This is a genomic window from Chengkuizengella sp. SCS-71B (assembly GCF_040100845.1).
Taxonomy (GTDB): Bacteria; Bacillota; Bacilli; order Paenibacillales; family KCTC-33759; genus Chengkuizengella.
Genome location: NZ_JAZHSH010000001.1, coordinates 566,236 through 589,308 on the forward strand (window position 1 = coordinate 566,236; position 23,073 = coordinate 589,308).

The 23,073-nt window shown below is 33.0% G+C and carries 27 protein-coding genes and 1 pseudogene; 22 read left to right on the forward strand and 6 right to left on the reverse strand.

What is annotated here, in order from left to right; all coding sequences use genetic code 11:
• The first annotated feature begins 137 nt into the window (after positions 1-137).
• The 4 genes from VQL36_RS02800 (at position 138) to VQL36_RS02815 (ending at position 3,518) form a co-directional block, all read left to right on the forward strand.
• Positions 138-932: a helix-turn-helix transcriptional regulator gene (locus tag VQL36_RS02800; protein WP_349247851.1), complete on the forward strand. Its 795-nt coding sequence runs from the start codon at positions 138-140 to the stop codon at positions 930-932.
• A gap of 198 nt (positions 933-1,130) precedes the next feature.
• On the forward strand, positions 1,131-1,754 hold the full coding sequence (locus VQL36_RS02805) for a hypothetical protein (protein WP_349247852.1): 624 nt from the start codon (positions 1,131-1,133) through the stop codon (positions 1,752-1,754).
• 214 nt (positions 1,755-1,968) lie between these two features.
• Complete coding sequence (locus tag VQL36_RS02810) at positions 1,969-2,166, forward strand: DUF3953 domain-containing protein (RefSeq protein WP_349247853.1); 198 nt, start codon at positions 1,969-1,971, stop codon at positions 2,164-2,166.
• Positions 2,167-2,396: 230 nt separating this feature from the next.
• The gene (locus tag VQL36_RS02815; protein WP_349247854.1) at positions 2,397-3,518 is read left to right on the forward strand and encodes a S8 family peptidase; all 1,122 of its coding nucleotides are present in this window, start codon (positions 2,397-2,399) and stop codon (positions 3,516-3,518) included.
• 499 nt (positions 3,519-4,017) lie between these two features.
• Here VQL36_RS02815 and VQL36_RS02820 read toward each other — a convergent pair whose 3' ends face one another.
• Complete coding sequence (locus VQL36_RS02820; protein WP_349247855.1) at positions 4,018-4,242, reverse strand: transcriptional regulator; 225 nt, start codon at positions 4,240-4,242, stop codon at positions 4,018-4,020.
• Between the two features lie 153 nt (positions 4,243-4,395).
• On the opposite strand from VQL36_RS02820, the gene VQL36_RS02825 reads away from it, so the two are divergent.
• Entirely contained in the window at positions 4,396-4,524 is a 129-nt protein-coding gene (locus VQL36_RS02825) for a hypothetical protein (protein ID WP_349247856.1), read from the forward strand.
• Positions 4,525-4,898: 374 nt separating this feature from the next.
• Here VQL36_RS02825 and VQL36_RS21095 read toward each other — a convergent pair.
• Positions 4,899-4,991, reverse strand: a pseudogene (locus VQL36_RS21095) (site-specific integrase); the annotation flags it as partial.
• Positions 4,992-5,269: 278 nt separating this feature from the next.
• On the opposite strand from VQL36_RS21095, the gene VQL36_RS02830 reads away from it, so the two are divergent.
• The 11 genes from VQL36_RS02830 to VQL36_RS02880 all read left to right on the forward strand — a co-directional run bounded on the left by VQL36_RS02830 (position 5,270) and on the right by VQL36_RS02880 (position 13,183).
• On the forward strand, positions 5,270-5,767 hold the full coding sequence (locus tag VQL36_RS02830; RefSeq protein ID WP_349247857.1) for a hypothetical protein: 498 nt from the start codon (positions 5,270-5,272) through the stop codon (positions 5,765-5,767).
• A 321-nt stretch (positions 5,768-6,088) separates the two neighbouring features.
• Positions 6,089-6,298, forward strand: coding sequence for a hypothetical protein (locus VQL36_RS02835; protein WP_349247858.1), 210 nt, complete (start codon positions 6,089-6,091; stop codon positions 6,296-6,298).
• Between the two features lie 180 nt (positions 6,299-6,478).
• Entirely contained in the window at positions 6,479-6,823 is a 345-nt protein-coding gene (locus VQL36_RS02840; protein WP_349247859.1) for a holin family protein, read from the forward strand.
• 280 nt (positions 6,824-7,103) lie between these two features.
• Positions 7,104-7,589, forward strand: a complete 486-nt coding sequence (locus VQL36_RS02845) for a hypothetical protein (RefSeq protein ID WP_349247860.1) — start codon at positions 7,104-7,106, stop codon at positions 7,587-7,589.
• A 247-nt stretch (positions 7,590-7,836) separates the two neighbouring features.
• Complete coding sequence (locus tag VQL36_RS02850) at positions 7,837-8,325, forward strand: hypothetical protein (protein WP_349247861.1); 489 nt, start codon at positions 7,837-7,839, stop codon at positions 8,323-8,325.
• A 135-nt stretch (positions 8,326-8,460) separates the two neighbouring features.
• The gene (locus VQL36_RS02855; protein WP_349247862.1) at positions 8,461-9,030 is read left to right on the forward strand and encodes a hypothetical protein; all 570 of its coding nucleotides are present in this window, start codon (positions 8,461-8,463) and stop codon (positions 9,028-9,030) included.
• 174 nt (positions 9,031-9,204) lie between these two features.
• Entirely contained in the window at positions 9,205-10,725 is a 1,521-nt protein-coding gene (locus tag VQL36_RS02860) for a nitrous oxide reductase family maturation protein NosD (RefSeq protein WP_349247863.1), read from the forward strand.
• 365 nt (positions 10,726-11,090) lie between these two features.
• The gene (locus tag VQL36_RS02865) at positions 11,091-11,297 is read left to right on the forward strand and encodes a hypothetical protein (RefSeq protein ID WP_349247864.1); all 207 of its coding nucleotides are present in this window, start codon (positions 11,091-11,093) and stop codon (positions 11,295-11,297) included.
• Positions 11,298-11,517: 220 nt separating this feature from the next.
• On the forward strand, positions 11,518-11,670 hold the full coding sequence (locus VQL36_RS02870) for a hypothetical protein (protein WP_349247865.1): 153 nt from the start codon (positions 11,518-11,520) through the stop codon (positions 11,668-11,670).
• Between the two features lie 526 nt (positions 11,671-12,196).
• Complete coding sequence (locus tag VQL36_RS02875; RefSeq protein ID WP_349247866.1) at positions 12,197-12,343, forward strand: hypothetical protein; 147 nt, start codon at positions 12,197-12,199, stop codon at positions 12,341-12,343.
• A gap of 369 nt (positions 12,344-12,712) precedes the next feature.
• The gene (locus VQL36_RS02880; RefSeq protein WP_349247867.1) at positions 12,713-13,183 is read left to right on the forward strand and encodes a hypothetical protein; all 471 of its coding nucleotides are present in this window, start codon (positions 12,713-12,715) and stop codon (positions 13,181-13,183) included.
• Positions 13,184-13,525: 342 nt separating this feature from the next.
• On the opposite strand, the gene VQL36_RS02885 is transcribed toward VQL36_RS02880, so the two are convergent.
• Positions 13,526-14,008: a hypothetical protein gene (locus tag VQL36_RS02885; RefSeq protein WP_349247868.1), complete on the reverse strand. Its 483-nt coding sequence runs from the start codon at positions 14,006-14,008 to the stop codon at positions 13,526-13,528.
• A gap of 397 nt (positions 14,009-14,405) precedes the next feature.
• Here VQL36_RS02885 and VQL36_RS02890 point away from each other — a divergent pair, with 397 nt between their 5' ends.
• Together VQL36_RS02890 and VQL36_RS02895 are read left to right on the forward strand one after the other, a co-directional pair.
• On the forward strand, positions 14,406-15,680 hold the full coding sequence (locus VQL36_RS02890; RefSeq protein ID WP_349247869.1) for an MFS transporter: 1,275 nt from the start codon (positions 14,406-14,408) through the stop codon (positions 15,678-15,680).
• Positions 15,634-16,251 carry a TetR/AcrR family transcriptional regulator gene (locus VQL36_RS02895; RefSeq protein ID WP_349247870.1) on the forward strand — a complete coding sequence of 206 codons (618 nt, stop codon included), beginning with the start codon at positions 15,634-15,636 and terminating at the stop codon, positions 16,249-16,251. The genes VQL36_RS02890 and VQL36_RS02895 overlap by 47 nt, the downstream gene beginning before the upstream one ends.
• Positions 16,252-16,349: 98 nt before the next feature.
• Here VQL36_RS02895 and VQL36_RS02900 read toward each other — a convergent pair whose 3' ends face one another.
• The 3 genes from VQL36_RS02900 to VQL36_RS02910 form a co-directional block, all read right to left on the reverse strand.
• Positions 16,350-16,478, reverse strand: coding sequence for a hypothetical protein (locus VQL36_RS02900; protein WP_349247871.1), 129 nt, complete (start codon positions 16,476-16,478; stop codon positions 16,350-16,352).
• A gap of 96 nt (positions 16,479-16,574) precedes the next feature.
• The gene (locus tag VQL36_RS02905) at positions 16,575-16,739 is read right to left on the reverse strand and encodes a hypothetical protein (RefSeq protein WP_349247872.1); all 165 of its coding nucleotides are present in this window, start codon (positions 16,737-16,739) and stop codon (positions 16,575-16,577) included.
• Positions 16,740-16,908: 169 nt separating this feature from the next.
• The gene (locus tag VQL36_RS02910) at positions 16,909-17,340 is read right to left on the reverse strand and encodes a DUF2621 domain-containing protein (RefSeq protein WP_349247873.1); all 432 of its coding nucleotides are present in this window, start codon (positions 17,338-17,340) and stop codon (positions 16,909-16,911) included.
• 444 nt (positions 17,341-17,784) lie between these two features.
• Between VQL36_RS02910 and VQL36_RS02915 the strand changes: the two genes are divergently transcribed.
• From VQL36_RS02915 to xylF, 4 genes are all read left to right on the forward strand, one after another.
• A complete protein-coding gene (locus VQL36_RS02915) occupies positions 17,785-18,753 on the forward strand; it encodes a sugar ABC transporter substrate-binding protein (protein WP_349247874.1) in 969 nt (322 codons plus the stop codon).
• A complete protein-coding gene (locus VQL36_RS02920; protein ID WP_349247875.1) occupies positions 18,750-20,198 on the forward strand; it encodes a sensor histidine kinase in 1,449 nt (482 codons plus the stop codon). The genes VQL36_RS02915 and VQL36_RS02920 overlap by 4 nt, the downstream gene beginning before the upstream one ends.
• Positions 20,191-21,744, forward strand: a complete 1,554-nt coding sequence (locus VQL36_RS02925; RefSeq protein WP_349247876.1) for a response regulator — start codon at positions 20,191-20,193, stop codon at positions 21,742-21,744. Before VQL36_RS02920 ends, VQL36_RS02925 begins: the two co-directional genes overlap by 8 nt.
• Before the next feature lie 229 nt (positions 21,745-21,973).
• Positions 21,974-23,038: a D-xylose ABC transporter substrate-binding protein gene (gene xylF, locus VQL36_RS02930; RefSeq protein ID WP_349247877.1), complete on the forward strand. Its 1,065-nt coding sequence runs from the start codon at positions 21,974-21,976 to the stop codon at positions 23,036-23,038.
• Positions 23,039-23,073: the final 35 nt, after the last annotated feature.

A 23,073-nucleotide genomic window follows, 5' to 3' on the forward strand; every position in this document is an offset into this window, starting at 1 on the left:
CTATATGCTAATTTTTCTACAGATTGAGAGGTGAGTTTGTTAAAAGTGACCATGGACTATAAGTAAATATTAGCCTCATAACTAAATTTAAAAAAATGAATATGAAGGGAAATATAGAACAGCAAAGGATGAATAAAATGGTTTTATCCAGAACGTCGTCATCCTTGGGTAGTCTCATTAAAGATTACCGGAATAAAAGAGGGATGACATTTGAAAAATTAGATCAACTAACTGATGTAGATAAGGGAAATATATGTAGAATTGAATCAGGGAGAATTAAACGTCCAAATCTTGATAATATTTTAAAGATAGGCTCTATATTAAAAATACCTTATGAAGAGATGATGGAACCTTACATAGAGGTTGAAGAAAGATCAGATATTTTATTCACGATTTTACATGAGTTAATACGGAGCAATAATAACATTAATAGTAATATGATTACTAAATTAGCAAAGAAAATCCTTAACTCTCCTACAGAGGAAAGCTTAGATTTGGTGAAGAATCTTTATAATAGTACGGCAAATATTGAGGAACCTTCTACTAAACTAATTCTCTATAAATTGATTGTTCGCCATTCTCGTGCTCATGGCATCATGCCCTATGTTGCGAAATCTTTGTTGCAAGCTTATCTAGTAGAACGAGATGATTTCACTAAACTACGAACAACATATGGATCTGGTAAAGGTACTATAGAATATGAGGATTTCCTTACAAGTGAAGAACGAGGTTTAATGTATTATAAATTATTTGTTCATTCGTACAACTTATGTTTATTTGAAGATAGCATAAAAATGGGTGAAAAAGCTTTAAATGAAGAGATTAGTGATATTTCTTTAAGAAGGCATTATAAACCCAGAATAAAAAAAAGGTACTTATCAACTCTTATTGTTAGTAAATACCAAGAACAAAATATAAACATCCAGAAATAAACTAAAAAAACTAAGAAAAAAGATTAAAAAATAAAATCTAATATAGATAATAGATTAGCTATTAAAAAGAGATTTCTTTTTGAAGGTTGAATCTTCCAGGTTATTTTTAGACTTAAAAATAATACTTGATATAGATTAGTAGAAAGTATATAATATTTTTCGTACATAATCTATTAAAACAACTATGGAGGTAATATTATGATTAAAAGTATTAAAAGTATTTCATGTTTGGCACTAGCGTTTGTAATGATAGCGGTAGCTTTATTAGCACCATCAGGAAGTGCTTTTGCGAGTAGTTCCACAGTTTCTGAACAAAGTATTGATACACAAATAATGGTAGACACTGTAAAAAAGTATCTAAAGCTAAATAAAGATGGCACAATTGGATTATCCAAAAAAATACCTGAGGACATTCGTACTACATATAAAACAGATGATTTACTTATATATTTTGATTACTTAAATAATAGAGTAAAATCTGGTGAAATTACTATTAATAAAGATTTTTCTATATCATCATCACTTATTTCAGCAAAAGACCATGGAGAAAATAGAATAGAAGAACATTGGTGGGGATGGACAAGATACGCAGATAGTGAAGAAAGTGAAGATATAGCATTGGACTTGTATTCAGCTGCTGCTGGAGCTACAATGGCTGCGGGACTATCAGCTCTTGGATTCCCACCTGGTGTAATTGGAGGTACTGTTGCTGCAGGATATTGGTCATTATTAGCTACAAGAATACTGAGAAATGATGAGGGACATGGTACTATAATTACCGTAACTTATTTAGCAGTATTTAATGTTTCACCTCAAGAATAATAGGAACTATTAATCAATATTAAAATAATAAGGAAATAGACTACCCTATTTAGGTAGTCTATTTCCTCCTTTTGAAAAAATCAGACAAAAGTACACTCTAAGGTTAATCAAATAAGATGGTGACACTTTTGTATTAACCTATTACATTAAGATATAGTAGTGCAAGGAGGTGTTAAAAATTTTACTTAAAACTTTCCGGTTCATATTAGTAGTAATGCTAGTTGTATTATCAGGTTATGAATTAATTACACGAGATTTTGACATGCATCCTTACACGTTAATTTTATTATCTGGATTGTTGTTAACATTAGGTGTAGAGGGATTTCAAGAAAAAAGAAAAGTATTCAGTTTTTTTTGTGCTTTAGCTTTTATATTTACACTTGCTGTATTAACTCGTTTAATCATGAGCTAGGTTAATTAATCATTATTGGAATAGCTAATTGTTACACAGAGAGATATAAAATTTGAAAACACTACTTCTTGATATAATAACAGAATATCCCTATTAACTATTATCTATTTTTTCTAAGTGAGCAAATATTAAAAATGTACCACTTGATTTAGAGGTGCTTTCAGTCTTCTATACAGCGATTTATTGTACGTTCGAATCATCTTTAATTTATAAAATTTAGGAGTGATCTTATGAAAAAAAGCATCTCTATTTTTGTGTCTACTTTCATATTTTTAAATCTCATATTATTTAATGGTGTTTTTTCATCTGCAGAATCTGCTAGTTATGAAAAACAATACTTGGTTGGGTTCTATTCAGAAATTGATGAGACGCTAATTAAAGAGGCTGGGGGGAAGATCAAGAAGAAGTATAAATATATGCCAGTTGTTTCTGTTGAGATGACAGATAGCGCAGCTCTAGAAATTACTAAGGATATAAATGTTGAATATGTAGAAGAAGATGGTAGTATAAAAGCTTCCGGACAATCAACTCCATGGGGAGTTTTTAGTATAAATGCTACAACTGTACAAGAAAATAGTATTTCAGGAAAAGCAACTAAAATAGGGATAGTTGATACAGGTATTGATTATACCCATGAAGACTTATTTGTTGTGGGTGGAGAAACATTCGTAGAAGGTACTTTAGATTATAATGATGATAATGGGCATGGTACTCATGTTGCAGGGATTGTCGCGGGGTTAAATAATGACAAAGGAGTACTTGGAGTAGCACCTAATGTAGAATTATATGCAATAAAAGTATTGGATATAAATAGAAATGGAAACTACAGTGATCTTATAGCAGGGATTGAATGGGCAGTATCAAATAACTTAGACATTGTAAATATGAGTCTCGGTGGCAATACACACTCTAAAGCTTTAGAGAAAGCATTAAAAAATGCCTATAAATCAGGAGTATTACTTGTAGCCGCAGCAGGAAATAATGGATATGATAAAAAAGGCTCGATCGACTATCCAGCCAAATATGAATCTGTTATAGCAGTCGGTGCTATTGATAAAGAAAATAACATTTATACTAGATCATCAGTTGGAAATAAGTTAGAATTAGTAGCACCAGGAGTTGATGTATTCAGTACAATACCTGGTGGATATGATTTTAATAGTGGGACATCCATGGCATCACCTCATGTAGCAGGAGTAGCTGCATTAATTTTAGAGAAAAAACCAGAACTAACTAATGTTGCAGTTAGGAAAATTATAAATAAAACAGCAACTCCATTAAATGATTCTTTCATATTTGGAAATGGATTGGTCGATGCTATATCAGCAATCAATTATTTAAATGAAAAATGATTTGACTTTTAAAAAATTATAAATGAACACTCATTTGATTGAGAGGTATTGAAAGTACCTCTCTTTTTTATTTGTAAATATCCGTTTCTCTTATCCTACTTTCATTATTAATTCTTAATATGTCCATCGCTCGGCAAAATCTATTTTCATTTTAGCGTTTTGGTTCTCTTTCAAAACCCTTGGTGTATCAAAGGGAAATAAATGTCGTGATATGATTGGGGATTATATCATTTCACAGTCAAGGGTACACTATTGTCTCTGCCCTAACTGAAGGATCTACTTCTCTTAGAGCTTTAATTATTTATTCCATCGATTTAGTATTTCATCCAAAATATAAATTGCCATCACCACTCTCTAAACTTAGACATAGGTACAGATGATACATACAAAACCACTAACTATGAAAGTCAGTGGTTCGGTCTCATCTCTAATTAAACCATTTGCCCAAAAATAAGTTTAAAGGAGACATACAACTTTATTATTACAAACATGAAAAATTTTACAAATCCCAAAAATGGTACGGTTTTTTTTCAGGATCAGTGACATTTACTACTCTCATCACTTTTTTCTTAATTGTAGTACCCGGAATGTAATCATTATCTGAACATATTTGGGTTATGGTATGATGGCTAACTTTAGATAATTTTGAAAACTCAGATTGATTGTATGGTGATTTATCAACCCATCTTCCAAACCTTGTTCTATATTTTCCTATTCCCCACATCTAAAATAAATCTCCCTTATCAGTATGGTTTCTCTTATAAACAAGTTTGGACAACCTTCCAAAAAATATACTAGTTTTTCAAAAAAATTTGAAATATTGTACAAGCCATGATTCATATAATTTACTGAGAAACAGGAAAAGGAGAGAATGAAGATGAAAAGTGAGATTAATGTAACGATTGATTTTAAGTTATATGTCCATATTATTAATGCTGGATATTTAAGGTTAATAAATAAGATTAAAGGTTTTGTATTGGAGAAATTAAGAGGGATTATGCTTTAGTTTTGAAACAATATAAGAAAAACACTATAAAAAATAACAGTTGTTGACGAAATGTTGACGGATTCCGTCAACAACTATCTATTTTCACATTATTACAACTTGATAAATACTATGAAAGCTTTGTTACATAAGGTTTCAACATATTACACCTTTTTCAGTGATTGTCTTGAGGGGGTAGTGGGCTTACGCCCGTGGAGGTTCGAGTCCTCTCGACCGCACCATACATATTAAATCTTTAGACCCCTTGTTACAAGGGTTTTTTTAGTGCTTTGAAATCTATTTTAGACTATCTAACAGTAAAAATATTTTATTGAAAAATTGAAATTGGGAACGGATAGACTTTTCTGTTTTAGGATCTTTTATTATGGCTCCTTTTTGTTGGTTAATGAAATACTTTTGTTTACCATTATTGTTAGATTATCAAAGTCTATATCAGACCACTCTATGCCAAGAAGTTCTCCTCTTCTCTACCCTCCTAGTATTGCTCCTAAAATAAATAGTCTCCACATTTTAGGTTCTTTATATAAAGATTCGATAACTAACTTTAAAAGGTTGGGCTACCATAGAACAAGTTGGTTTTTATGTGCATTTTTGAAAGAATTACTGAAGCCGAGTATTTAGAGATTACAGGGGTTCAATATGTAGTTAATTAGCGGAATTATTGTTTATTCGTTCAACAGTCCAGTCGAATCTTCAATAACATTCATACAATATTTAAACTGTAAAATGAAAGAAGGTGGCGCACATGGGTGTTTTTGATAAAAATCTCTGTGATTGTTGTGTTTGTCCGATGCAGTGTGTTTTGGAACAACTGGTAGGAGTAGGATCGGAAATCCAAAATGTTGCCATTATTTTTAATTTTGCTGGAGCTACCATTGATGATATTACTGATGTCAACAATTTTAATTTATTTACTATACGATCTGGATCTGGAAGAAGGTTCATAATTCCTATCTGCCAAGTAATAGGAGTTGAATTATTTAATTCTCAACCCATTAATCTTAATATAAATTTGAAGCCAGTTAGGAAAGATAGTAAAGGTGAATGCTCTTGTTGTGAGGATCCAGCCACCGATGTATTAAAAAGGATGATCGGAGAAAGGGTAAATGTTCGTTTTAGTAATGCTAGTAGAACCGGTACTATTATGAATGTTGGTGAAGGGATTGTTATTCTAAGTGATGATCCTCTCATTCAAACTATCTTATCAACATGCAATATCCAAGCTATTGAAGTTCTGACATGATTGATTTTGAGAAGAACATCCGATAAAACACAGATTTATGGGATAAAGTGAGGTGAGTAAATGGATAGTGATAAATATTTAATAGTCCTAGATAGGCAAGGAATACCATTAGGATATTTAAGCCCGATTGATTACAAACTTGAACACCTTAAAAAGTTGTTTAGTTTGGTATTGACATTCCACTCTTTACGAAATCCTCACTATTTTTGTAGTGGTTTTAAACTATGAAAAATGTGTACTTGCACTAGGATACTCGTCCAGACAAAATAGATCTTCCTTACATAGTATATATTACATCAAATATAGAAAGGAGGCGTTTTTATGGGGGCAGCTTTAGTATTAGTTCTCTTCATTCTTTTAGTTATTATCTTAGTTGCTGCAAGTGGAGGTTCGAGATATACTACGAACTCAATGGAGCCATTGCAGCAACCTTTACAGGGATTTACTGCCCAACAGCCAACACAAACTGCAGAAATTGAACAAGAAGAAAGTTTGTTTCTCGCTATAACTGATGCCATTGGCCAGGCGTAATACCTTCGTATTTCCAACCAATTAAACTGGAAAAAGTTTTTATATTATAAAAATATAAATATTGAATAGTCCCTATCAGTATTACCATCAAAAGTATAGGATATGAATAGATAAAGTTATACAGTCAAAACCCTGCTTATGCATAGTAGGGTTTCTTTATTGTTAAGGAGGGTGGATAGATTGGAATTAAATATCATTCAATATTTTTTAACTCAGGGACTGGAAAATACAATATTTAAATTTGTTATCGCTTCATTAGGTTCAATAGGATCATATCTATTTGGAGGATTGAACAGTTTGATAGAAATATTAATAGTCTTTGTATTGATTGATTATATTTCAGGAATCATAGCTGCAGGTGTGGAGGGGAGATTACAAAGCAACAAAGAATTTAAAGGGATAACCAAAAAGGTAATGATATTCATCATGATATCAATTGTTCATCTAACAGATACAGCAATAGTCGATCAACACTTCATACGAGATGCAGCTATATTTTTATACCTGCGTTTAAAACTGGGATAGTAACTAAAATTGACACTCGATTAAGGCAAATTAAATTAGAGATTGAGGATAAATATGAGTGGATTAAGTTTGATGATATAGTTGGGGCGTCCTGATGATTACTCACATGGAAAGAGAGGAATTACATATCTTGTATAATAGATTTTTTTATACTAAATGTAAGGTATAAGTATAGGTAGTAGGATAGAACACAATTTTGCTATGTTGGTAATTAAGTCCAATCGAATAGATTTCTAGTCACATAGAATAACATAAATATATTTCGATTGGAGGTGAAAGAATGACCTATTATTTTAATAGAACGTTCTGCGATTGTTGCGTCTGTCCTATGAAGAGTGTCTGTGAACAACTTATAGATTGTGAAGTAAACATATGTACTATCTCAGTTTTTCTTGGAGGAGTAAAAATATCGGATGTAGAGGACTTCAACGTAATTGGAACACTGGGGGGTACACCAATTTGTATTCCTATAAGTCGAATTACTGGTATTTTCGTTAGTCCCTCAAAAACAATTAATCTAAAATCTATTAAAAAAGATGTTAAAGGGGAATGTGCTTGTATAGAAGAATCTGCCACAAATAAATTTGAAAAAGAAAAATCTGTTGAGGTAATATTTCCTTGTGAAGGTCAACGACGTTGTGAAGGCACAGTAAATCAGGTTGGAGAAGGTATCGTAATAGTATCTAGCCCTTCAGAACAATGTATTTTATCTACTTGTCAAGTTGATGCGGCATTTCTTTTTCAACAAGTATCAAATTCTAAGTGATTAGGATTCTCTTTTAAAATGGAGTTGTTTAGCTTCCTCTCCATCATAAAATTGTATTAACCTTTGGTTTTTTTATATCCTCTAGAAGAAAGTAAGGTCCCTAGAAAAGAGAACAAGGAGCAACAGTGACCTCCACATAAGCGCTCTTTTTTTACATTCCAGCCCATAGATAAGAGTCCAAGCAACTTCATTAGATTATTCATAAGATAGAATGAACGGATAATTTAAGAAGTTGAGAGGTGAGTTTATGGGACTAAAGAAAGGACCTTTTGTTGTTGCTGATACGGTTTCGGTAGATGATCCGTATAGTGAGGCAGCAGGTGCGATTAAACTTCCCTTTGGTGTTCCTCCAGTTCCCATAGTTATAAATACAGTGGATGTGTGTATTAAACAAACAGAGAAAACGCAAGTCTCACTAAACTCAATGACTCAAATTGCTGTATTAGCGTCGACTGATATTGGTGGTCCTGTTACTTTTGAAGTAATATATGAGATTCAACGAAATGGTGAAGTAATTGCAACTATTCATGATAAAATGGATTATTTTTCTCCATTTTTTGGTGGAAGAATTACTAACTTTCCAAATTTCCCTACAGTGGATAATAATCCAAATAAGGGAATGAATACGTATGAGCTTAGATGTACAAGAGCTACAATAGATGAAATAAGTGTAGCAGAGATCTTTGTTGCATCAAGAAGCCTAAAAGCAACAGTATCACTCCAGCAGATATGGTAGATCATATTACACCGATTTTGCACATTCCATATTGATACAGGCAAATGTGGATTTATGATCACATAAGGCAGAGATCCAATCAAGGATACGATCTCATTCATAAGATATAAATAAAATAAGGAGGAGATGATCCCTATGGGACATTTTAATGAAACGATCTGTGATTGCTGCGTCTGTCCGATGCAGTGTGCTTTGGAGCAGTTGGTTGGGCAAGATATTGACGCCATAATTGTTCCAATTGAAAATAATTTTTCAAGTGCAACTTTAATTGAAGTCAAAGACTTTATTGCGTTTACTTCTGTAGGAGAAATCCCAATATGCCAAATTGCAGCATTAAATATAGGTACATCCTTTACTGATATTAAATTAAAACCTATTAAAAAAAGTACTGGCGATTGTAAGTGCTGTGAGGACCCAATGACGAACTTATTAAATTCTATGAAGGGACAATTTGCACAATTTGAAAGTATAGGATTTTCACTTTCACCGCCAGGTAGAGTATTGGATGTTGGTGAAGGAATTACTACTGTTTGTTTTATGGGTGGCTTTTTTTCTCTTGCGTCCAATTGCTTTCTAACCAGAGTCATTCCATCTAACCAACAACAAATTAACAACCAATCAAGTTTTTCAGGTTTCGGGCAATTTAAAAAAGCTACACCCCCACTAGCTACCAAAGCTAGCACAAAGGAAAAGCTTCTTCCGTAAAAAGGAGAAGCTTTTTCTATGGGTTTCATTTAATAAAAATAAGGCTTTTAAACCGACTACCCCATTCGTGTAAAACTTTTTCCAAAAGTAAGAATTTTTTGTATAAACGCACAAGCCAATGTGGTTTGGTGACATATACTAACTGAAGTGAACATAAAAGGAGTTGACTTCTTTATGACAGTAATCAATGTACCCAATGACCACCCTACTATACAAGCAGCAGAGTTTGCTGCCATGCCAGGCGATGAGATAGAAGTAGAAGCGCCTGGTGGTCCATATATGGAGTCCGTAACTGTTTCAACAAATAATATTATTATTCGAGGTATTATGGGTACACCTGTGGTACAACCAGGGGGGGATTTTGGTTTTTTTTTAGATGGTGTTACTGAGGTTGCCATTGATAATTTTAACGTAAGGGATTTTAATGGAGCTTTAGATCAGGGTATTCTTTTATCCTCAGCAAGTGAGTGTACTTTACAAAATATTACGGTTGAAAATAATTTTTTTGGTATCTTTCTAGATGATTCAAACTCTAACATTATTGAAAATAATATCTTTGAAAATAATAATCTTGGTGTCTTGATAGAAAATTCAAATGGCAGCATTCTTAATAATAATACTATTAAAGATAATAATACATTTGGTATCGTAATAGATGATTCTAACTCCAACACAGTTAAAAATAATGCTCTTGAAAATAATAAAAGCGGTCTTGTGTTAGATGATTCAAACGACAATACGGTAAAAAATAATACCATTAAAGACGATAATGATTTTAGTATCGTGTTAGTTAATTCAAATGGCAACACGGTAAAAAATAACACCATTAAAAATAATAATCTTTTTTGCATTGTGTTAGAAGATTCAAACGACAATACGGTTGAAAATAATGTCCTTGAAAATAATGAAAGTGGTATCTTTTTAAGTAATAGTTCATTGAATATGATAAAAAACAATACTGTTCAAATTATAAATACGTTAGGTATCAGTCAAAATAGTCAACCGAACTTTACGCTTTGTGATAAGACACCAGATTTAGGGGTGAACTGTTATCAAGTGAAGGCAAAATTGTTATCACCAGAAGGAGAGGATGTAAGTAGTGAAGCAAGGTTATCCGCACGCTCCTTGACAGCTGTGAATAATATATCTTTCTTAAAACCGAAGGTCAAAGTAGCTTGTGATTTTTGCCAAGCTCCCATTGAATTAGTTGTGGATCAAGAGAAAGAGATTTTGGTGGTAAAGATCTGTGTAAAGGATAAAAATCAAACTGTCAAACTGGATTGGTCGGTACATGAGTTTCTCTCTTCAGAAGCATCATCCAAAAATGGGTTTCTTCTTCATCCTAATGCTACGGTTGAATATCGATTTTGTAGAAACGACAAACAGATCGGATCGACCATCACATCAAGTTTGTCCAATTTACTTCAGCTTCAACTTCCATCATCTGATAGTGATACTGATGGTATCTTGCTAGATAGTGGATCGAACGAAAACAGAATTGAAAATAATACGGTATGTGGACATGCCAGAGGGATTACGGTAGATAGTTCAATAGATAATACACTAAAGAACAATGAAGCTTGCGATAATACTGTATATGATATATCAGTTGATCCAATTGCCAATTCTGTAATGGGACTTATATGTAATATAAGTATCCCTCCAGCTGGTATATGTGATCAGGGATGCAGTTAGTACTATATTCCTATAAAGTCTAATCTAAAAAACACATTTTTTCTTTTATACTAAGAGACAAGTCGTTTTGGTATTGTTAGGCGTAAAACAACAATCTGTGCTGATCTTGACTTAGGGTAAAGCACATTTTCAAACAAGCAAGTCACGTGTCTATACCAAATGAAGGGTTTGAACATAGAATATATCACCCTCCTAGTAATAGGAGGGTGTGCGCTCATAGAATCTCTCTACGGTGTAAACCTCACTATTTATTGAAGTGGGGTTTTAAACTATGAATAATGTGTACTTGCACTAGGATACCAGTCCAATCATATTAGATTATTTAACATAGTATATAGTACATCAAATTGAAAGGAGGGATTTTTATGGCCAGTCATAGTTCTGCTACTGGAGCAGGAGTTGTTTTAGTCCTTTTCATTCTTTTAGTTATTATTTTAATTGCAGCAAGTGGACGTTCGAGATATGGTTCATGTGGTTCATGGGTACTTGGACAACCGTTATCATCCCAACAAAACCTATTTAATGATTCACGATTGATGAGTCCATTTACTCAACCCGGTTTAAATATATAAGTAATCTCCATATTATAGAAAGGAGGGATTAACATGGGCAGTTATAGTAGAGTTGCTATCCACTATAACGCACTCATAGAATCCTTCTACGGAACCTCACTATTTATGTAGTGGGGTTTTAATCTATGAAAAATGTGCGCTTGTATCAGAACATTAACCCAAGCAGATAATATTTTCCTTTCATAGTATGTATTATAACATATAGAATGGAGGTGTTTTTATGGGAGCAGCTATAGTTTTGGTTTTATTCATTCTATTGGTAATTATTTTAGTTGCTGCAAATGGAGGTTCGAGATATGGTTCATCTTTTGAAGGTAGCCACCTCATATCATCTTTTCCACGTACTAGATTAGATTTGCCTGGCCTTTCATAGTATATATTACATCAAATATAGAAAGGAGGGATTAACCTGGGTTCACATAGTTCTGGTTTTGGAGCAGGAATTGTTTTAGTTTTATTTATATTACTTGTAATAATATTATTAGCTTCAATTAGAAGCTATACCACTAGTAATCCTTTAGATTTAAACTTACCCCAGCATAGGCTCGCGATAGGATAGCGATATAAATAGATGAAGTTTTATATAATAAACTCAAAGCTCTGCTTAACTAATAGCAGGGTTCTTTAATGTTAAGGAGGGTGGAAAGAACTTATATATTTGAAATGGTAAAATAGTACATTTTCAAACAAGCAAGTCACTTGTATATACCAAAATGAAGAGTATGAACATAGAATATATTGGCAGCACTCATAAAATCCCTCAACGGAAAACCTCACTATTAATGTAGTGGGGTTTTAATCTATGAAAAATGTGTACTTACCCTAGGATACACGTCCAATCAAAGTAGAATTTCCTTTCATATTATATAGTACATCAAATATAGAAAGGAGGGATTAACATGAGTGGACATAGTTCTGCTACTGGAGCAGGAATTGTTCTAGTACTATTCATTCTTTTGGTTATTATATTAATTGCAGCAAGTGGACGTTCGAGATATGAACGACTAGATTTAGGTATAAGTGTACATGGTGGTTTAGGTCTATAGATGGAAGATATCTAGATTTACATGCAAATAGAGAAGATGTAACTGAGCTTCTGCAAATAATAAAAAATAAATATTTGATAGTTCCTATGAGTGCATCTGCTCATATTTTGTAGCTGACACTTTATAAGTGCCATAAGGCAGTAACAATAGAGCCATCTTGTATCAAAGTAAAGTATCAGTAGCTTATGCCATAGAAAAAACAGGAAATGTAGGTCCATTTTTAAATAAAATAGATTGAGAGAGTAATTAAAAGGATGCTAATACCACGCTCTTTTTTACATTCCAGCCTATGGATAAGAGTCCAAGCAACTTCATTAGATTGTTCATAGGATAGGATGAACGGACATTTATAGGTTGGGGGGCAACACCATGGCAGCTTTTAAAAAAGAGACAGAGAAAATCTGTGATTTTAGGAATGAGGAGATTGAGTTAGAACTTACCCAAGAAGTAGTTATTTTAGAAGTGAAAGTGTGTGTGAAGGATAAAGAAAAAGCCATAAAACTGGATTGGTCGGTTGATGAAGAACTCTCGGCATCAACATCGGCTCAAAATACAGCATTCATTAATGTTACTGTTGAATATAGACTTTTTAGAAATGATAAACAGATAGGATCAACAATCAATTCACAAAATCAGAGCTCAGTTGGTGTAGATAATCTTGCGCCTGATAATCTTATTAGAAATTCTTTTCTTCAACATACTCAACCTAACTTTACTTTTTGCGATGAAACTCCAGATATAGGAATTAATTTGTATCAAGTAACAGCGACTTTAAAATCTGTTAATGGAACTTTTTTTAGTGCAATTATATTGGATAGATCGTTGATTGCTGTTTATTAAAACGAAATGCTTTACTACACCTTTGTTTAAAAATAAAATTTTATATTTAAACGTTTAACAAGAAGGGCTCTGATATGGATACAGCCCTTTTTTGTTGAAAAAATATCATTTAGTGTGCTATTTTGAATTATTCATTAGATGCATTATATTCAGGATGATTAACACACAATCTACTGAAAGTAGCAGGCATTTGCCTAGCTACTTTTTTAAAAAATTACCATCCAAAAAGAAGCTGGAGAAAAATGAGTTATTTTCCTTCAGCTTCTTTACTTTTAAGGGACTTTTAGGACAGCCCCATTAAGTTTCTCATCACTGTCTTTAATGGCTAATGGCGGGATTTTCCTATTGAATTGGAGGAGCTACTATATCTAATGCACAAGTAGAAGCTATGCCTAAATCAAACCCTACTCCTATGTTAGTTAAAAGATCTTTAAGTAATACGATTCCTTCACCTACATCTGCTATAGTTGCTTCTGTAATTGTTGATGAAGGTATACTTATTTTTTGCCCCTTCATGGAATTTAACAAATTTGTCATAGGGTCTTCACAACATGCACATTCTCCAACAAAATTCTTTCTAATTGGTTTTAATTTAATATCAGCTTCCATATTGAAACCTAAAGCAACAATTTGACAGATTGCGATATTTCCTTGATCAGTAAATACTATAAAATCTTCGATACGATCTATAGTAAAGGAAATGTTAATTTGTCCAAAAGTAGTGCGCAAAAAATCTACAGTTATTTGTTGCTCCATTAATTGCATTAAAATACACTTCATTGGACAGACACAGCAGTCGCAGATAGATTTAGCAAAATGTCCCATAAGCTCACCTCTTTCATAATTATTTTATATATTTTTACAAGATATTATATTAAAGGTAACAATATTTTGATTGGATGTTTGTACTTAAGATTCAAAAATGTACACATGTACATTCACTAGAGCCTATTCAAAGATGATAGTGTAAAGAAGTATTCGGCTACCTCCTCGAGAGACTCCGATAGGAGTTTTTGTTCTACATAAATTGTTTCCTAGACTATGGTCTAGGATGGAATATGGTCCAGAGTCTGTTTTGGTTGTTAAAGGAACCACCTACAATAATATTAAAGAAACACAAACAGCAGTCGAGTTTTTAAAAAAGATTTGATTAACGACATTGATGTCGTTATAATGAAGAAGTAAAAAAGACATTAGTGTCGTTAATTTGGGAGGGGTACATTTGGAAACACATTTAGGAAAGAATAAGGGCTATATAACATTAATGGTTGCACAGTTAATTTCAAGCCTTGGTGATTGGTTAAGTATTGTGGCAATTATTACACTTGTAGGATTGAAATGGGAAGCGTCCCCTATGGAAATTTCATTTATTATTTTATCTTTAGCTGTGCCAATGGCGCTTTTAGGACCTCTTGCAGGGACAATTGCAGATCGGTTTAGTCGAAAAATGTTAATGGTTATATCCGATTGTGTTAGAGCAGGACTTATTCTTTTGTTAGCATTTGCTAATTCTATTTGGACAGTTTATGTTTGTTTGTTTTTAATTGGTATGTTATCGGCTGTGTTTATTCCAGCTAAAAATGGTAAGTTAAAAGAGCTTGTGCCTGATACTCAAATGAAAAGTGCGATGTCTATTACTTCCATGATTGATTCAGGAACTAAGGTACTAGGTCCTTTATTGAGTGGAGTATTGGTTGCAGCCTTTGGTTCTAAGCTAGTATTCTTTATTGATTCAGCTACTTTTATAGTATCGGCTCTTTTCATTCTAGCCTTACCTAAAGGGATTAATGCTTTAGAAAAACACCAGGATCTAGAAGAGAATAAAAAAGGTACATTTAAAGAAGAGTTTTTTGAAGGTTTGACATTTATAAAAAGAAATAATTTTTTATTAGTTGGAATGGCGGTTTTAGGAATAAGCCTTCTAATTTTACAGTTATCCGATGCTCAAATTATTGTTTTAATTAGGGAACTTTCTAATGTTTCTCCTGATTTGTTTGGCTATATCGTTACTGCTGCCGGTCTTGGAATGTTTTTCTCAGGGTTGATTTTAGCTAAGAAAACGAACTATAATCCTCTTCAACTCATGTTCATTGGGGTTTGCGGAATAGGAGTAGGTTTTGGTATGATGGCAGTATTAACTAGTATAGATTTATCTTTATCTACACTATGGGGACCGGCATTAGGGTTAGTTGCGGGTTTTGCAGCTGGATTAGTTTTTATCCCTTTTCAGGCTGCAGTGCAGACCGATACTCCTGTACATATGACAGGGAGAGCATTTGGGGTTATCAATAGTGTGACAACGACCGCGACAATTATTGGTCCATTGTTAGGTGGATGGTTAGCAACTGTTTTAGGGGTCATTCCAACATTTATTATAACAGGATCACTATTGATCTTGATTTCGATCATTGGCTATACTTTAAAAAGCAAAATAGAGCGAGGGAAGATAGATGTCTCCGAAAGTCAGCAAGGAACACATGGAGCAGCGACGAGCTAGCATATTAAATAAAGCAAAAGATGTTTTCATACAACATGGTTATGAACATACAACGATGAAACATATCATGGATGCAGCCAAAGTAAGTAGAGGTGGTTTATATCAGTATTTTTCTAACAAGGAAGATGTATTTGAAACCATTCTTGAAGATGAATTACAGGTGTATTTAGATGAACTGGAGGAAGTGTTACAAGAAAAAGTCCATTCTCATTGGGATTTGTTATTAGGAACCATATATGGTGAGGAGAGACAACCAAATGATGAAATGGATCCTTTAGCACCTTCAAAACTAGAGTTCTTTATTACGGGAAGAAATAATAAACGCAGAAGAGAATATGGCAAGGCTCGATATTATAATGGATTTAAAATATACAGTAATATCATAAAAAAGGGCCAACAAAATGGTGAATTCAGCACGAAGTTTGACAGTGATGTCATTGCTAGATCCATCATTGCGTTTATAGATGGATTAGCTTTAGATCATTCCATATTACCGAAAGAAGATTTGAAATTGGAGCAACAGTCGGCTTTATTTATGGATTATTTAAAAACAACACTCGGGGTAGAGTGATAGTGATCAACAATGTAAAAAATGATCAGTTCAAACAAAAAACCTCTTCAATCGTATTGAATTGAAGAGTTTTTTTAATCTTGTTCTTGGATTATAAACTACGTTTTTGTCTTTCCTTCCTTCTGTTCTTCCCAAATTTCATCAAAGGATTCAACCTTACCGTGTGGTTTAGGATTTTCTTTTTTCATTTTAAATTCATTTTCTTTACTTCGGTTCGTTTTTGCCATTTCGTATAATCTCCCTATGGTCAGTTTAAATTGACAATTACTCTTTACTTTATGAAGTATCTTTATTATGGCAATTTTCTAAAAGAAAGATTCACTTTAAATTTTGTGTTTTTGGCATCTTTTACACACTTTTAAGTTCTCTCCTTCTTCGTTCACAATATCATAAAGTAGTTTAATACGAGTTGCATTACATATAGGACATGTTCCTCTGCTTCTAGTTGGTATTTTCCACAAAGCTTTTCCGCGTTTCGATTTTGCCACGACGATCCTTCCTTCCACATTCGTTTTTACAATCCTATATCATGTTTATGTTAATAGGTGATTTTTAGGACACTGAAAACAATTCATTTTAAGATACTTATAAAGATTTCGAAAAATAAAAAACTTCTTCAGAAAGATATCTGAAGAAGTATGAATTGAACATTAATGATTATGCTTTTTTCAGCAAGTGTTCATAAGCCGAATAATCAATTTCATTTTTCTCAAGAAATGAGATTAAACTTTTGTAATCTCTCCTTGGTGTTGCTAATATATATCCTTCTACACAATGATCACGAGTCACTTCTGAAGCATTACTTTCTAGTGCAACTTGTCCAATTTTTGCAGCAATTGAATGCTTAGCTATATCACGAAAAGGAGTTGGAACAGGTGAGACTAACTGTTCTAGAAATTCCTTTGATTCATCCGTCCATAAATGTCTGCTTTTTTCAACATAATGATTTTGCCAATCTAATTTCGATTTACCGTCTGCTTGAGGGAGTACTTTCAAGAATTTTCTAAACATGAAGTATCCACCAATAGACATGAAACCGATTAATATAAAGACCCATATAAAAATAAACCATGAGAAACCTGTTGACATTCATTTCACCTCATAAAATTACAAATACTACTAGAAGTTATTCAAAAAGTCCCCTTTTGCCAGCACAGGACGTGCTGGTACTACATTAGTCACATGGAAGTGACTGGTTTTCAGTAGTGATCACGAACTGACTCTAGGAAGTGACTTCGACATCGAATATTGCACTCACATTTGAAGTCCGGTGCTCATGTAACAATAACTACACTCCGCTCCGGCTTCTTCATATTTGCACAATCTTCTCGGTGCTGAAAACTGAACTTTTTGAACATGTAACTAACAATAAAGTATATCTTATTTTTAAACAAAATTCGAGTGAAGTCTTTTTTGTACTTGTATGAACTTTTCGTTAATCGGTGAGGCAGCTCATTCAAGCTGTTAAACGATGTGTTACAATAATGTGAAACAGTACGATCTGAACAGTATTCTATTGAGAGGTAAATGTTAATGAGAAAAATAATTATCGTAGCTCTTTCGATGGGTAGTATCATAACCATGATTGTATCCGCTTATTACATTATTAATATGTATAATGATAATTCAATCCTATATTTGGAACCAGATGAAAACGATTTTAATAAATATAGAATTGTTTTAATTTCCGATCAGTTGGGAAGTGTTTCTTGGGATGAGCTTGTTGACGGTGTAAGCTATATTGCACAAAATAATAATACCGATCTGAATATTTGGGGAACATATCGAACGAATCAAAATGAAATCATTAAACAAATTGAAATGGCTATCGCATCTAAAGTGGATGGTATTCTCGTTCGAGGTATCGATGATCCTGATTTTAATGAGGTCGTGAATCAAGCATCCATAAAAGGGATACCTGTAATTACAATAGCTTCAGATGCACCAGATAGTTTAAGAAGAACTTATGTTGGGGTAGATCATTATCAAGAAGGCATAAAAATCGCAGAGTATTTACAAAAAACAATCGAATTGCCAGCTAATGTTTGTTTCTTAGCTGGAGAAGATTCCATCAACTTGCAAGAAATGAGACAAAGAGGTGTCATGGATACCCTAATAACAAATAAAAAGATTAAAATAGGAAATCCCTATGTTTTTAATGATAGGCTAAAATCTACATTCCAAGAATCAGTCTCTTTATTAAATGAGAACCCTAGTTGTAAAAATATCGTTGCTTTAAATGCAGGTGGAGCAAGTCAAATTGTAAAAACAATTAAAACAAGATCTCGGATTGAAAACTATAAGATATACGCTTTTGATGACAATACAGAAATAAGAGAGTTAGTAAAAAAGGGGATTATTCAGGCGACAATTGAACATCATCCAAAAGAAATTGGAGTAAAAAGTATGGTGATGATGCTAAAATGGTTAGAAGGTAAGGAAATACCACTTGAAAAAAACCACTACACTCCTAGTAAAGTCATAACGGAGTTTGATCTATGAAAACAATTCAGAAAAAAATCATACTGCTGTCATTGTTTATATGGATGATGATGTTGGGTATTTGGTTATTTATGAGTTATCATAATCAAAAAACGATTGAGCAGTATAATCAAATATTACAAAGATATTTATTAATGAATCAAGTTTCAAACCTAAGTGAAAACTTAATTGCTACATTACATGAGTACATATTAGAAACATCTGAAGAGCAACTTGTATCTTATGAAAATAAAAAATTGGAATTACAAACTACATCTGTTCAATTGAATTCATTGAGAAACACTAATAATTATATGGATTTAATCAATTATGAAAATATGATTAGGAGCCAGATAGAATCAACAGAGTTAGCTTTGATTTCTTTTCAAAATGATCGTTTCGAGCTAGCTACATCTCATTTGGATCAAGCAACCAAAATATCAGATTACATTGAAGAGATGACACTATCTATTTTAGATCACGAATTAAAGACATATCATCAATTTTATCGATCCATTATTGAACAAAGTACGAACCTAGAAAAAATGGGTTTTTGGATCTTGTTGATGGCTTCCTTTTTGTTGTTGTTATTTTCCTATCTATTCGCGGGAAGTATCACACGTCCAATTCTTAAACTAACTCTGGCAGTAAAAGAGATATCTAGGGGTAAGTTTGATAGGCAAATCAATATCAAAAGCAATGATGAAATTGGGTTTTTGGCTAATGTGTTTGAACGTATGCGCACTGATATTAAAAAATTAATAGGTGAAATGAAGGAAAAGGCTAAAATTGAACGTGATCTTAATGAACATAAACTACTGTTAAAGGAAAGCGAACTTAAAAGTCTGCAAAGTCAGATCAACCCTCATTTTTTGTTTAATACTTTAAACACAATATCGAAAAAAGCTTATTTAGAGGAAGCTTATGAAACAAGTGATCTCATTACTTCTGTATCCAATTTATTGCGTTATAATTTAAGACAGATGGGCACGACGGTCACAATTCTTGAAGAAATGAAAGGGGTACAGGAATATTTAGCGATTCAAAAAGCAAGATTTTTTGATCGTGTCCAGTACGATATTGACATTGAAGGTAAATGTTTTTCTTTTGAAATTCCTTCTTTAACGATTCAACCCTTTGTTGAAAATGCATTCATTCATGCTATAGAACCATCTGAAGAAGGTGGAGAAATACATATTAAAATTAAGGATCAACCAGAGCATGTTTTGATTTGTATAGAAGATAAAGGGAAAGGAATGTCACAGGGAAAAGTGAACGAAATTTTAAAGGGAGAATCTTCAAATCAATATGAAGGGCATTCAACTGGAATCGGCACAAGTAATGTGATTAACAGATTGAGATTACACTATGGTATTGATGATGTGATTCAAATTTCAAGTATTCCAGAAAAAGGGACAAAAATAACATTGCAGCTCCCAAAAAGGAGAAAGGATATTAATGAATAAAATTCTCATTGTAGATGATGAAGCGATTGAAAGAATGGCATTGCAGAAAATTCTTGAAAAGCATATTGCTAATATTCAAATCGTTGGACAAGCTAGCAATGGTAAAGAAGCAATTGAAATGGCTAAGGAACTTGAACCTGATCTTATATTCATGGATATTCGAATGCCAGAGGTGGATGGTTTAGCTGCAGTTAAAACTATTAAACAATTTGCCCCTTTTGTCAGATTTATTATGGTATCTGCCTACGATACTTTTGAGTACGCAAGAACTGCATTGAAGCTGCAAGTTAAGGACTATATTCTCAAACCTAGCAAACCTGTAGATATAGTTCATGCTGTTCAAAAAGTATTGGATGAAATGGACATTGAAAAAAAAGAGAAGGAGGTTCAATTGCAGAGCGAGGAACGTCTTGAAAAAATATTGCCAATTGTAGAAGCAGATTTAGTTACACAACTTTTGTTTGAGCATATTCATGTCATGCAACTTGATGAAATGATAGAAATATTAGGTATGGTTGAAATCCAAAATGCGTATGTACTTTTGTTAGTAGTTCAAACCGAAAATTTTGAGAAAATGGAACCCATTCCTTTATTGGAATTATATCGTGAAGTCAAAAGCTTTTATCATCAGGAGGAACAGGGTTTTGTAGGTGCTTTGTCAGGTAAACATATTCCTATCATTGTGATCCCAAAACCTGAAAAGACGTATCGTTCTCATGCTTCAAGTTTAATCAGGAAATTGCTTAATTTTTCAAATCGTTTTCAAGGTATTCATTTTTTCATCGGGGTTGGAAAGCCATGTGTTCAAATCGAGCACATTCAAAATTCATATCATGAGGCTTTATTAGCATCTGCAGATTTAGACTTGCCAACCAAACATCTCTTTTACGAGGATTTAAAAAAATTAAATGCAACATCAAATACGTTAGATTTAGACCTGGAAAAACGAATGTTGGAAGAAACAAGGAAAGGAAATGTTCATCCATTACCTGAACTAATAAATCAGCTCATTATAAACTATGCATCCAATAAAAAACCTCAAATCGAAATTCAACAAAGAGTATTGCAAGTACTATGGTTAATGAGCCGAAGTATGAATGAAATGGGTTTTGAAGTGGAAAGTCCAATTTATTTAACAAAAATTGAAAGTATACAACAATTAAAGACAGAAACAAATGTGATTTTGAGAAAAATGATCGAGCCTATAGAAAAGATGAGTGCTGGGGTTGAACCTGATTTATTATCAAGAATGAAAAACTATGTTTACAAAAATGCACATCATGAGATATCTTTAGAAATACTCGCAGAATTTGTTGGATTCAGTCCGTATTATGTTAGCAAACTTTTTAAAGATCAGTTGGGGACAAACTATATTGATTTTCTCACACAATGTCGACTTGAACGTGCTAGGGAATTGATGACAGATCCCCAAAGAAGTTTAAAAGAAATTACATATGAAATAGGATATAAGGACCCGAATTATTTTAGTAGAGTATTTAAGAAAAAATATGGCGTTTCACCAACAGAATTTAGAAATAAAGTTTGATATCTTATTAAAAAGTGATAAGGGTTTATATTCTTGTAAAAACACCAGTGGTTAGTTTAATAAAACTTCCATAATGGTGTTTTTTTATCTTGTATGAACTTCACTTTATAGGGTGAACATAAAAAAGTGCTGTATATACCAATAAAGTACAGACGATTATCTCTCACAAACAATATATTTCTTGGTAGTCTTAAAATTGTAAATACTTATATTAAAAAGGAGAGGTAGAATGAACACAAAATTCAAGAAGGTTGGGGTTTTATTACTAGCGTTAGTTTTTGTATTTTCAATAGCTGCGTGTGGTAATAGTGATAATGCTACAGATACTGGAAGTAACGAAGGGGATAAAGAAGTAAGTGACGATAAGATTGTAATCGGTTTCTCTATGGATACATTACAAGAAGAGCGTTGGCAAAGAGACCGTGACTTCTTTGTTGAAAAAGCAGAGGAGTTAGGTGCAGAAGTATTAGTACAATCAGCAAACAGTGACGATGCAAAACAAATTTCTCAAGCTGAAAACTTAATTAGTCAAGGGGTAGACGTTTTGGTTGTAGTTCCTCATTCAGCTAAAGCAGCAGCGGCAATTGTTGAAAAAGCACATGAAGCTGGAATTAAAGTTCTATCTTATGATCGTTTAATCAAAGAAGCGGATGTAGATTTATATGTTTCTTTTGATAACGAACGTGTAGGTGAAATGCAAGCTACAGCTATCGTAGAAGCTGCACCAACTGGTAACTATGTACTAATCGAAGGTGCAGACACTGATAATAATGCACACTTATTTAAACAAGGTCAAATGAACATTCTTCAACCTTTAGTTGATAAAGGTGATATTACGATCGTTTATGAGCAATTTACAGAAGGTTGGGACCCTGCGAATGCATTAGCAAATATGGAAAATGCTTTAACTAAAAATGAAAACAACATCGATGCGGTTGTTGCTGCTAATGATGGTACAGCTGGTGGCGTTATCCAAGCGTTAGACCAACAAGGATTAGCAGGTCAAATCCCCGTATCTGGTCAAGATGCTGAGCTTGCTGGTATTCAAAGAATTGTTGAAGGAACACAAACAATGACGGTTTACAAGCCAATCAAAGATTTAGCTTACCATTCTGCTCAATTAGCAATTGATTTAGCAAATGGAAAAACTCCGGAAACTACAAAAGTTGTAAATAATGAATTTAAAGACGTTCCATCAATTCTTTTAGATCCAATTCCAGTGAATAAAGATAACATTGATGAAACTGTTATTGCCGATGGTTTCCACTCTCAAGAGGATGTATACGGGGAATAATCCATATTTAATTTAGCGGGGAAGATGAAGGGAGT

Coding starts and splice junctions, on each gene's coding strand:
- VQL36_RS02870 (WP_349247865.1), top strand. CDS start 11,518: ATGGGAGCAGCTATAGTTTTGGTTTTATTCATTCTATTGGTAATTATT.
- VQL36_RS02855 (WP_349247862.1), top strand. CDS start 8,461: ATGGGACATTTTAATGAAACGATCTGTGATTGCTGCGTCTGTCCGATG.
- VQL36_RS02875 (WP_349247866.1), top strand. CDS start 12,197: ATGAGTGGACATAGTTCTGCTACTGGAGCAGGAATTGTTCTAGTACTA.
- VQL36_RS02885 (WP_349247868.1), bottom strand. CDS start 14,008: ATGGGACATTTTGCTAAATCTATCTGCGACTGCTGTGTCTGTCCAATG.
- VQL36_RS02895 (WP_349247870.1), top strand. CDS start 15,634: ATGTCTCCGAAAGTCAGCAAGGAACACATGGAGCAGCGACGAGCTAGC.
- VQL36_RS02805 (WP_349247852.1), top strand. CDS start 1,131: ATGATTAAAAGTATTAAAAGTATTTCATGTTTGGCACTAGCGTTTGTA.
- VQL36_RS02860 (WP_349247863.1), top strand. CDS start 9,205: ATGACAGTAATCAATGTACCCAATGACCACCCTACTATACAAGCAGCA.
- VQL36_RS02845 (WP_349247860.1), top strand. CDS start 7,104: ATGACCTATTATTTTAATAGAACGTTCTGCGATTGTTGCGTCTGTCCT.
- VQL36_RS02815 (WP_349247854.1), top strand. CDS start 2,397: ATGAAAAAAAGCATCTCTATTTTTGTGTCTACTTTCATATTTTTAAAT.
- VQL36_RS02900 (WP_349247871.1), bottom strand. CDS start 16,478: ATGGCAAAAACGAACCGAAGTAAAGAAAATGAATTTAAAATGAAAAAA.
- VQL36_RS02820 (WP_349247855.1), bottom strand. CDS start 4,242: ATGTGGGGAATAGGAAAATATAGAACAAGGTTTGGAAGATGGGTTGAT.
- VQL36_RS02850 (WP_349247861.1), top strand. CDS start 7,837: ATGGGACTAAAGAAAGGACCTTTTGTTGTTGCTGATACGGTTTCGGTA.
- xylF (WP_349247877.1), top strand. CDS start 21,974: ATGAACACAAAATTCAAGAAGGTTGGGGTTTTATTACTAGCGTTAGTT.
- VQL36_RS02910 (WP_349247873.1), bottom strand. CDS start 17,340: ATGTCAACAGGTTTCTCATGGTTTATTTTTATATGGGTCTTTATATTA.
- VQL36_RS02915 (WP_349247874.1), top strand. CDS start 17,785: ATGAGAAAAATAATTATCGTAGCTCTTTCGATGGGTAGTATCATAACC.
- VQL36_RS02925 (WP_349247876.1), top strand. CDS start 20,191: ATGAATAAAATTCTCATTGTAGATGATGAAGCGATTGAAAGAATGGCA.
- VQL36_RS02830 (WP_349247857.1), top strand. CDS start 5,270: ATGGGTGTTTTTGATAAAAATCTCTGTGATTGTTGTGTTTGTCCGATG.
- VQL36_RS02825 (WP_349247856.1), top strand. CDS start 4,396: ATGAAAAGTGAGATTAATGTAACGATTGATTTTAAGTTATATGTCCAT.
- VQL36_RS02865 (WP_349247864.1), top strand. CDS start 11,091: ATGGCCAGTCATAGTTCTGCTACTGGAGCAGGAGTTGTTTTAGTCCTT.
- VQL36_RS02880 (WP_349247867.1), top strand. CDS start 12,713: ATGGCAGCTTTTAAAAAAGAGACAGAGAAAATCTGTGATTTTAGGAAT.
- VQL36_RS02810 (WP_349247853.1), top strand. CDS start 1,969: ATGCTAGTTGTATTATCAGGTTATGAATTAATTACACGAGATTTTGAC.
- VQL36_RS02920 (WP_349247875.1), top strand. CDS start 18,750: ATGAAAACAATTCAGAAAAAAATCATACTGCTGTCATTGTTTATATGG.
- VQL36_RS02835 (WP_349247858.1), top strand. CDS start 6,089: ATGGGGGCAGCTTTAGTATTAGTTCTCTTCATTCTTTTAGTTATTATC.
- VQL36_RS02800 (WP_349247851.1), top strand. CDS start 138: ATGGTTTTATCCAGAACGTCGTCATCCTTGGGTAGTCTCATTAAAGAT.